5 protein-coding genes are annotated in these 11280 nt (G+C 52.2%); all 5 read right to left on the bottom strand.

Features of this window, described 5'->3' with window-relative positions; all coding sequences use genetic code 11:
* Nucleotides 1-11: 11 nt before the first annotated feature.
* Genes AC01YT_RS01300 through AC01YT_RS01320 form a run of 5 tightly spaced genes read right to left on the bottom strand, consistent with a single transcriptional unit; the run spans nucleotide 12 to nucleotide 11265 of the window.
* On the bottom strand, nucleotides 12-1361 hold the full coding sequence (locus tag AC01YT_RS01300; protein WP_476672361.1) for a C69 family dipeptidase: 1350 nt from the start codon (nucleotides 1359-1361) through the stop codon (nucleotides 12-14).
* Nucleotides 1362-1369: 8 nt separating this feature from the next.
* Complete coding sequence (gene cmk / locus AC01YT_RS01305; RefSeq protein ID WP_476672362.1) at nucleotides 1370-2047, bottom strand: (d)CMP kinase; 678 nt, start codon at nucleotides 2045-2047, stop codon at nucleotides 1370-1372.
* 16 nt (nucleotides 2048-2063) lie between these two features.
* Nucleotides 2064-3806 carry a hypothetical protein gene (locus tag AC01YT_RS01310; protein WP_476672363.1) on the bottom strand — a complete coding sequence of 581 codons (1743 nt, stop codon included), beginning with the start codon at nucleotides 3804-3806 and terminating at the stop codon, nucleotides 2064-2066.
* A 7-nt stretch (nucleotides 3807-3813) separates the two neighbouring features.
* Entirely contained in the window at nucleotides 3814-9084 is a 5271-nt protein-coding gene (locus tag AC01YT_RS01315; RefSeq protein WP_476672365.1) for a DUF2298 domain-containing protein, read from the bottom strand.
* A 21-nt stretch (nucleotides 9085-9105) separates the two neighbouring features.
* Nucleotides 9106-11265, bottom strand: coding sequence for a glycosyltransferase family 39 protein (locus AC01YT_RS01320; protein WP_424911658.1), 2160 nt, complete (start codon nucleotides 11263-11265; stop codon nucleotides 9106-9108).
* Nucleotides 11266-11280 lie beyond the last annotated feature (15 nt).

An 11280-nucleotide genomic window follows, 5' to 3' on the forward strand; every position in this document is an offset into this window, starting at 1 on the left:
CTATCCCGCTCCTAGACCCAATCCAGCACCTCTTGAGGAATCTTATTCAGCCGATTCATCTTTCGCCAAAAGGCCTTGTAAACCCATGCAAGCCGAGTTTCTAGCGGCAAACGGCGCACAATATCCAGCCAGCGTTGTTCGGTTAAAATGCTTTGCTCCAAGCATCGCTGACTCAACTGATACCGTTCCTCTGCCGAGCTTCCATTCAGGCGCTCCACCTCGGATAAGAACTCGGTTTCTAAGGCTTCTCTCTCCGCCCGTATCGCTTCTATTCGGGTGGGATAGTCACGCAGTATCTCCCGATGCAGCACCTCATGTCGCCAGAACAAGGAATCAGGATCATATTCACCTTGCGGTTTGGGTCCCATGTTAGGCAAGCCGCTATCCAGCCAGAAAGGTTTAAACAGGCTGGTACAGGGTGCTGAGGTAGCTGTTCCCCAAAACGTAAACTGGTTGGGCTTAAGATGGGCAATAAACGAGGCTACCGATTGGCTGCGCCGCACCGGACCAAATCCGGCATGCATGCACACATCCGCACCAAGTAAACCCCGATCTGGTCGCCAGGGGGTTCCTCGAGAAACCGGATGGGAACGAAGCACAGCCATAATCGTAGCAACTTGTATCCCCCCTTTTGCTCGACCGAGAGCTTCTAAAGTGCAAACCTGACGACGATGTCCATCACCAAAACGGGTATACAACCAATCCGAATAGCAGGTCGCAAAGTCAAAATCCTCGCGGCGTTTGCACCACCCTTGATCAAGGGCATAACGCACGACATCCTCGGAGGCCAAATCCCCTGCCTTGCGGATGCTTAGTGCATTTGATATCGTGCGTACATCACGCACACGTTCTGCCACCCAATGGCGTCCCGCCGTTTCTAAAACCCATGCTTCCGAAGGATCTGCAATTAAAAAACTATTGTGATAGTAAAAAGGATGACGGAAACCGCAATTCCCCCCTTGCCCATAAGTTTTCAGCAAGCGTACAATCACCCACAGTGCTTCTTCGGCTTTTTGAGATCGTTCCAGGGCTAACCGCAACAAATCCATACCGGTCAGACCGGGTTGCTTTTCATAGGGGATACGGGTAAAAACCGCTTCATTTCCAATGACCACGCCATATTCATTAGCACCCATTTCCGCCCCCCACATCCAGAAGGGGCGTGAAAGCAGTACGGTGTAGGTCCGCTCCACCTGAGGAATCTCAAGATAGGTGCAATTAACCATTGTCCCAGGCGGATGAAACCCTCCTGGGATCAATTCCAGAATTTGAGCCTCATCCGGCTCACGGTCAGAATTCTTCGCAAAAATGACCGACCCATCTGCAGTTGCATTGTTTAAAGCCACCAGAGTGTCACACATCGGCGCTCCTAATTGATCTCAGCCAGGATCTTTTGCACCACCTCGTCTACACTCAAGCCATCGGTATTGATCACGATGGCATCCGGAGCCACCCGAAGTGGAGCCACTTCGCGTGTAGAGTCCAAATAGTCCCGTTGCCGCAAGCTCTCCAAAATTTCCTCGTAGTTAACCTCTTCGCCTCGTGCTTTTCGCTCTAAGTATCTCCGGCGGGCACGTTCTTCTACTGAAGCATCTAGGTAAATCTTGGCTTCCGCCTCCGGAAGCACCACGGTAGTAATATCGCGGCCAATCATCACGACTTTCCCGCGTAAGCCGATCCGCCGTTGTTGTTGAGTCATGGCTTGACGTACCCCTGGATAGGCCGCTATGCGCGAGACCCATTTATCTACCTCAGGACGGCGAATCGCCCAGGTGACATCTTCACCATCTACCCACACATCGGCTTGCCGACCATCGTTCTGACTCGGCGGCTGAACATCAATTTGCACGACCTCGGCCAGGCGGGTAACAGCAGACTCATCTTCAACGGATCCCAAACACTGCAAGGCCACCCAAGTTACCGCGCGGTACATCACTCCGGTGTCAAAAAACAAATAACCCAGTGCCTTCGCTAAACGTTCCCCCACGGTAGATTTTCCCGAAGCGGCTGGTCCATCAATTGCAATTGTCAATGGTGGTGCTTCCATGATTGAATTCCTAATGTTATGGACTCGCAAAACCCAAAACGTGTGGAAAACGATCTGTGCGCACCCAAACAATCACACCTTGGCGTTGTAAGGGGGCTTTACGATATATTATCCAGGATAACCACTCGCCTGGCAAGAACAGAGACCAAGATGGTGTTTCCCGCCAGACGAAATCTTGTCCACGATACAGCGCACTCACCCCAGGCATTGCGGTTTCAGGTGTGATAATCACTGAGGGTGTTTCCATCGGGGTTAGGACTGGAACAAACTGGGCATGATAAAAATGGCGTAAGGCCCACCGCAATGCAGGTGAATCCACCCCCACAACCCGAATATCAATGGCATCGCGTCGCCCGCTCGTCCACTCGGAAACATCGCCTAATGTTTTCACTAACAGATCTGCCTCAGCAGGATATGGTTGGGGTCCCCACACCTGTGCTGATGGCGCACGCCCCAATCCCGCCGCTTGCCATGTAGATGAAAAGGTTAAAAAGGACAAGAAGACAAATCCCCCCAGGAACAATCCTTGACGGGCCACATGTAATCCCCACGTCCAACTCACAACCAATCCTATCGCAATACCCAACAAGATCACCCCTAAAATAGCCAACCAGCGCACCCATACCCACTGTGGCATCAAGTTACCGGGGACAAATCCTTCGATATTCAACCAAAGGTAACCCACCAGAGTAAAGTATCCCGCCGCGACTACAACCAGTTTTATCCAATCCGTCTGCGCTAGATGCTCAATCGCTTGGGCTAATGTAGAAGCCGCCAACACCCACATCGGCACCAACAGCCACACTAAATGAGAAACCTGTCGCCCCGGATACACTGCAAGAACCAACAGACCAATCCCCAGCCACAGTGTCGCCACTTGTGCCAATGGTGGAATACGCCGCCATCCCCTTAGCCACTGAGCCAACGCCATAAACCAACCCAAAGGTTGATAGATGAATAAACCCACTCCCATCAGCCCCAGCGACACCCCTTCAGATGACCAACTGTGTAGAAATTCAGCTAGCCCGGTTGCTACTGCCCCCAAGCCGCGCCAAAACGCGCCCATACCGCTCCCCACCGCCACCAGAGTGATCAGAAAAGCAAAGCCCACCTTCTTCCAAGAAACAGATTGACCCGCTTCACGTTTTTGGGGGTCTAACATCAACCCATTCTGCCATGATCCATTAACCCAGCGCCAGATCTGCCAGGTTAACAACAGGATCAAAATCCCAACCCAAAACGAAGGGCCACTTAATACACCCAAAGCTAACGCGACCCCTGCTAGGTACCATTCGCCACGCCAAAAGAACGTGATAAAACCTATAACCCCAAGCAAGGCTAAAGAATCTGCAGCGGCCAAACGCGAGGTCGCAACCAAACCCGCGTCCATTGCCAGACCTAAGGTGAGAAAGATCGCTAAGGGTCGCCCCAAGCGATTCCGCAATAGCCAAGGCAGAATGATAACCAGCAACCCCCAAACGGCCGGCCAAAAGCGGGCGGTGGCTTCGCGTGCACCCACCAAGAAAAATGCCACTGCGGTTGGGATCAGATAACCGGGTTGCCCAACCCAATCAGTCACAGATTGCCCTTGAGCCAACGTATAAGCCTGTAAGGCTAAGTGCGCTTCGGTATCGCTCAAAGGGTGAAGATTCAAGCCAACAAAACGCAATATGCCTCCCAACAGTAGTGCGATTAAAAATACCCCCTGCTCCCATTTGAGCGTTTGATGCCATGGTTGATCGGCAGGAATGGTGCTCATAGTCACCTCACTCGCCCGGACGAATAACCCAGTAAATGGCGGTATCGGCATCCTGATAGACTCTTCGCCAGAGCCGGCCTTCTTGGGCTTCGAATTTGGCTAACCCTTCCGGTTGGTAAACCGCCCTTTCCAACTGACCCACGATAATATACGAAACGTGATACTGCTCCAAAAAATGCTTGGTTTCTTGGAGGTCGGTCGTGTTATAGAAAGAAGCAATTGCCAACACCCGTTCGGTCACCCAGGTGTCGGGTAGCAGGGCACGCTGCTGCCGCTGGTGCCAATTCCACCCTACCACCCCCGGCAAGCCGGTGTAAATTGTGAATCGGTTACCCCAGCGGTATTCGGGGACATTCGCCTCGACAATAACTGGCGATCCTTCTACATTCTCTTGCATCCAGCGAATAGCACGATAGTCCTGGCTTAAATCAAGCGTGTGCTCCCCCTCCCAATAAGTTGAAAATGGCATATAAGCCATGCCATCCAGGCTATGAGGCGCGGTCGGGCTCATACGATCACGAATTTTATCCAACCCACCCAATAAGGGGAAAAGTAACGCACCTCCCACCAACAAACTGACCCCCACTCTAAAAACATACTGCCAGCCTGTCTTCCAGAATCGCCGTACCGCGGGCCATAACCATGTCAGAGCCACGGCAGCGCTGAGCCCTAGTAGCACCCAGGCTTGCAGATAGAACTTGAAGACCGTGTTCATGCGCCCAATATCACCACGCAAAACCACCAGTTCCACCGCCAACGTAAGCACCAGCGCCGTGATGCTTATAACCAACACAGCACGTCGTGAATCATCCTGGCGAGGACGTAAGAGGAGTAGCCCTGCCCACAGTACCAAAAGCATAACCAGCCAGGCAATCTCTACCCCAAGCCCATGAGTCAGATAAATCATGATCCCAAGGTAAACCGCTAATCCAACCAACAAGTGATACCGGTAAGGATAGATTCGCCTTAAGGCTGAAAGTGGTGTGGTCGCCATCCAGATATAGGTCTCCCAGCCATACCAGAAAGCCAAAATGAACAGGAAGACCCCCAAGTGAGTCAGATACGACCAGAAAGGCGAACGAGCGCCACGCCACAGATCTATCGCCGCATAGGCCTGCCCATACCATTGACTAAAAGGGAGATAGAGCAAGAACGACAGCCCGATCAGCAAAACCGCAGCCAGACCTATGGCTACCCAGCGCCTCAGCCAAGCAGGGAAGTATGGACACCAACCCTCCGGAAGGTCCGCATCCTTCCAACCGCTGTAGGCCAACGCCAGCAGGCCCAATCCCAGATAAGTGGGCAAATCCCAGGTATTGGTCGGGCGTAGGGCGCCAATGATCAGCCCGCCCAGGAAAAACACCGCCGCCGTCCGTATCGGCCAGGGGAGGTCATCAGAACGTCCCCAGCGCCAAGCCGCGAAGGAAATTGCCAGCGCCCACCCTAACGCCAAAAGGGTCAGCGGCAGCGCAAAGAGATGAGCATGCGGATCGGCGTAAAGGAAAGTAAAGAACGGAAATTCGGTAATCGGTTCACCCGGATAAACGCGGCTGGGGATCCAATACCAATCCCCTGGCGCATAGGGTAAATGAGCCCCTGCCACCAAGCGCCCCAATCCGCCTAATGCCCAAATAATCTGCTGGAAGAAATTTACCCCTTCAATTTGCCCATTTGGGGCAACCAGCCGTTGCAACCCATGCCAGATCATGCGCACCGTACCCAGGTTGCCCAGGATTAGCACACCAATGGCCGCCGCCCATCCGCCCAACCAGGGATGCCCATCTACGTAATATGGATTTTTATGGTCACCGCGAACGCGCTGGCTATTGACCCACGCCACTAGGTTGTAGCCCGCGCTGAACGCCCCCAATGCCACTAGCGCAAAGAATGAGGGCAAAATGAAATTGTAGGCAATTGAAGGAACAATTCCCAGCCATTTGGTGGGAACAGCCGCCAACACAAAACCAAAATAGTAGTAGTTAATGTATCCACCCGCGAACCAAGGATCATAGGGTGGAAACGTAGTGCTCTTCAGCACTGCATTGAAATAGGAAAAATCCATCGGCTTCTCTCCCCCCTTATAGGGGTGCCAGAGATCCGGATTGCCGAGGCGAATAAGCAAAAAGAAGAGGAAGAAAGCCAGGGCTAGGGCTTCGATGCGTAAAAAATCGCGCCATTCTTGCCGTAATTCCTGGCGAATAGCCTCACGCTGGAGATAACCTAATCCCAGGTTTAGCATCAGAATCGCCAAGGCGCTAAGGGAGATGGTAAATGGCGTAAACGGCACACCCATTGATCCCAGAATCCATACCCCCCACCCCAAGCACAGTAAACCTAATATCCGTAACAGCGGATATCCCTTGTCGGGTAAGACCCCAAAAACCAACCGTGCCAAGGGGTACACCATCCACCCTATTAACATTAACGCAACATACCAGATGATAAGTCCTAAGCCGGGATACCGGTTATTCCAGGCCGAGGTGCTAAATAATTCCGACCAAGTCCCTCCCTTGACCTGTTGAACCCAACGTTCTAGAGGGAGCATTAGCGTAGCCGGGTAAGATTTAAACTGACGCGGGGTTAGCCGGATCACTTTACTTAAATCCACACCGCCCAATACCGCACGCACCTGTGCCGGGTTGTAATCGGCCTGTTTCTTAAAGATCAACACCTTGGGATGATCGTAAACCGTGAACGCTTCCTCAGCAAACTGTGTATTGAAACGTAGCGAACCCAGGTTAGGGTCGCTCTGGAAAACTGCTACCAACTCAAAGCCCAACTTACCTTCAAACATGCCCGGCTGGGCTACACTATAGCACCAAAGTATGGATGTCTCTTCCGGACAGCCCAACAAATTGCGATAATAAACCGTTGTTAACGGATAACGTTCGGGTACACGGGTCGTTGTCCCCCATTGGCGATTGGACGTGATGAAAATATAATCAGCCTGATCGAGAATAGAGAGGAAGCGCGCCAGTTTGTCTTCGTTGTCATCCCAATACATCTCAAAGTTCAAACCACTGCGGTAAATCCCCCCATAGGGATCATAACCATCCAAGCGTAAAGGCAGTCCATCATCCCAAGTGGATTCATGCGCTGGTGCACTGCCGTAAATCGCAAGGTCACCTTCACCGGTTGTGACATCTAATGTGAGAAGATAGCTTTTATTCTTCTCGATCTGAATTGGGTTCTCCAATGTAATCGAATAGGATTCCCCACGCGGATCGCTCAATGCGTGGAAGACTCCCTTAAATTCAATTGTGATTAATGTTATACCGCTAGCCGAATCTAAGATTTGCAAACGCAGTGTTTTTATATCCTCCAGGGCTTTCCAATCCACAATGCGGTTGAGCAGAACTTGCGACAACATCCCAGACTGCACCGGTGTGAATGGAATGACCAGCCCCTGCCCCAAGCGCAAAGGTTCAACGAGTGCCGGGATCACGGTGAGCCGCTGGGGAACCTGAGCATTACCTAACTGAATCGCACCGTTCAGACGCAGTAAACGCGCTTCACCCTCCAAACGGACTTCGAACCAGTAAGGGTGGCCGGCTATAAGGGTTACCACTGAATCAAATGGGATAACGCGATTCGCTTGTTCCTCAGGGATGGCAAAGGTATCGGTTAGTTGTGAAACTGCCAGAACCTTTCCGTCACCTTGCCCTAAAACAAATTGCACATTTTTCAAATCGGAACCCAAAGCTGGGTCATAAATGGCCGTAATCCAAGCCTGAGTCACACGCCAATCTTCAGTCGGTGTAAATACCCAACGGAGAGGGTGTTGGACGGTTAAGGATACTCCCTCTCGGATTGGCAACGGCTGGTTAACCGTTTCGGTTCCGGTCTGGATGCGCAAATTGATCGGGCCGGGCACATGCTGATAAATCCAACGGCTGGCCGCCACGCGGGTCACCGGACGGGTATAGATGCGGGTGAAAGCAAACGCCCATAAAAACGTGCCGAGCAGAACCAAGCCCCCCAAAACCACCGCCATCAATCGGCACGGGTTAATCCTTCTCACCGCCCGTGTGAGCAAGCCGTTTAACGCGGCTTTATCCCACAATGTGATGATTGCCCAGGCGGCAATGATTGCCAGCGCAGGATATACCGGAAGTTGATAGCGCATGGCACGGGTGAAGTTCAGGCTCTGCCATGAAAAATACAATCCAGTCCATGCCCACAATAAGATGTGCTCACGCCAAGCCCCCCTGATAATTCGATACCCCATCCATAAAAACCCTACCCACGCCAAAAGTCCCAATGGCCAGCCCAACCCCCATCTTACCATGTTCACCCAGGCAAAGGTTAACGGACGCCGTGCCCACTGCAACGCCGGAGGAAAATCTACATCCCCGTTGCTCAAGTTGCTCAACTCACGCAGGTTATCCACCCAGCGCGGATTAATGGCCAGCCCCCAAAAGCCCGGTCCACTGAACGCATAAGGTTGAAAGATGCGAAAGGTGAAAAAGGCTACCACTACGGCCAGCACCAGGTTACGCACGATCCCAAGGCTAAGCCGACTGCGCAATTGGGGGGTGGGTACACGAGAATAACGAATGAGAGCCGCTATAGGCAACAGAAGAACAACAGGGAGGGTGCTTACTTTGGAAGCCAGCGCCAAACCCAACCCGAGTCCGAACAAAAGATAGAATCCCACCGGCTCGTCCAAATGGCGTATGGAGGTGCTATCCTGACTCCAAGATGGTAATGGCACCGTCATCACCCGCACGGCGGCGTAAAATGCCAAGTAGAGAAACGCGTTGGCAAATGTATCTACCGTAAAATAGTGCGAGAGTTGAATCTGCAATACAGCCAGGGCGGCAAACCCTGCCGCCAGTGTCCCTATGGCGTAACGGCGATAGAGATGCCATGCAATATGATAAACCAAGAAAACAGCCAGCAGGTCAGCCAGGGCTGAAAGCACGCGACCCACGAGATAAATGTCGCCGTAACCGGTTTTGCCTAGTGCCTCGCCCACCCATCGCGTCAGAAACAACGGAAATGTACCATATACATAAAAGCCATAACCCACCACATGAGGATTTAGCGATGAGGTAGCCGTATTGAAATAATCTCCCAGGCTTCCCGGTGTGTGGATGGAACTGGCAACCATGGTCATGAATCGCTCATCGGGATGAAGATGTTGCTCTTCATCCCAATCCAGCCCAATCAACCGAAAATAAGCCCCCACCAATAAAATGACAAGTAACAGCACATCCCCAAACAGGCGCCGAGGCTTGACCGTTAAGGTTTCTTTCATAATATAGGCTTCAACCATAGTATGATCCGCCTGTGAATCCTAGGGTGCCGTGGGAGGGACAAAAAAGATCAAGAAATCTTTGCCCTCACGGTGACTGTCATAATAATAGAGAAACCCTGTCGGGTAAAGCTGGCGCAGTTTATCCAAAGCGGCCTGATCCTCGGGTTTCAGAATAAACAACTTGGCCCCGAGTTGATCAAGTGTCTTCTCGAAATCTTGAGGCCACAGCGCATAGTCCTTCAATGGATAGCCCGCGTTGATCCCCACCAACCGCGTGTCAACCCAATATGGATAAGGGACAACGTATGCCGAATCGGGGTTGCCAATTGAATCGGCAAACGCACGAATCACATGCCCGATTTGCGATGTGTTCCAGGCACCGGCCATAAACTGCCGATCGAATTGACGAAACACTAAGTCAAAGTTCTGATAACCGACTCCAATCAAAAGCGCCGCCCCGGTTAATGTAGCAGCCATTCGCCCCAGCCGGGGTTGAAGATGATTGACCATGGTCTGCAAAAAGGAAATCAAACCAATCGCCGCGATGATAAACACCGGCACAATTGCCCCACCAGTGCGATTAAGCGAAGGGTTTTCCTCAGGGAAAGCCAAGGAAAGAATGGAGGGCATCATGAGCATAGGTATCGAAAGCAAGAGGAAAAGATCCACCCAATGGCGCTCACGGAGGTAACGCCCTCCTACTACCACCAAACCAAGGAAATAAAGCACCGCCGTGAAAATATCTAGCGCCGGGCGGCCAGGAATGGAGTGCACCCAGATGTTCCCATTATCATAAAAGAACATCACCAAAGCTTCTCCTAAATTACTTAGGAAGATTTGCCATACCGGGGCTGGATACGGCCGTTCAATGGCGCTCAGTCGCGTCAACGCGCGGAAGGCAAACATGTCTGGCTGTTCCATCATATACCGTAAAAGGGGCAAAAATACCACCAGCGCCGTGAAAGCCAGCATTCCAAAAGCCCATAGGGATGCCCAACGCCGCCCTTCAGAATGGCGATGGAGTAAATATAGAACCAGCGCCAGAACCATGACCACGGGCAGAAGTCGGGTGGGGCTGTAACCGTGTAAGCCAACCCCCAGAGCCAGTCCCGACCAAATAAAATCGTTGCGGCTTCCATGCCTTAGGCCGCGGATAAGAAAATACAGCGCTGGCGCCGCTGCCATCGGATAAAGAGGAAAACGCAACCCCACTCGCGAAATCACATTCGGCCAATAGGCCATCCCAGCCAGGAGAAAGGCCGTTAATCCCGTCCATTTTCCCCCAATTTCCTTGCCTAAAAGATAGATAAAAGGCAGTGCGATGAAGCCAGCCAACGCTGTACCAAGTTTCAAACTCATGAAAGACAAATCAGTTCCAGCGACAACCGCGATCAGCGCCGTCAGATACATCTGAAACGCCTCTCGCCCAGTATTGCGGGGGAAGAAAATAGACGTCTGACCCTGCAACACATCCGCCACATCCAGTAATTTTTCGGCATGATCGCTGAACATCTCCCCCAACACACTATCCAGGCGATAGAAACGGAAGAAGGCCACAACCAAGGTAGCTAAACTCAGCAAAATAGCCCAACGCGAGATAGTTATCGTCCACCCGGGTTGATGCAGGAAGGTCAGCCAATCACGCCGATTATGCGACCGCTGCCCAGGGAGAATAAACGCTACCAAGGTGGCTGCCAATGCCCCCAACCAAAGCACCAGATTAAACACCGTAAACCGGTTTCCCCCCAGTGCAATAAAGGCCAATGGTAACAATCCAGCTGCCAGAAGCGCGGCGCGAGTTTGCACCCTTAACGGCATAGGAGGGGGAGAATCTTCATTATTAGTAAGCGGCGGGATTTGCCATTCCCGTCTCCCAATGGCCGCTACCAGGGCCACAAACGCCATAGCGTAGATTATAACGGCCACCAAGGGTGAGCCCTGACGCGGTGGTTCCAGTAGACGTTGGGCTAGAAGTGCCAACCCCACCGCCAAGAGACTTGACCAGGGAACTCGGAATCCGACCCGTCGTTCTGGGAAAATCTGGCCAGGGCTTTCAGGTTTGGGTATTGACGCAACTTGGCGTTCTAATGGCGATGGAGATGCGGATTGGGATTCTTCTAATGGAGGAATGGCCGGGGGTCTACCCCGCCAGGGCGTCAGTAGGGCTTTCACGAAATCCAGAATGGTCGGCTCTTTCATGATTGATGTGTCTTT

Source organism: Thermanaerothrix sp., from assembly GCF_056331585.1.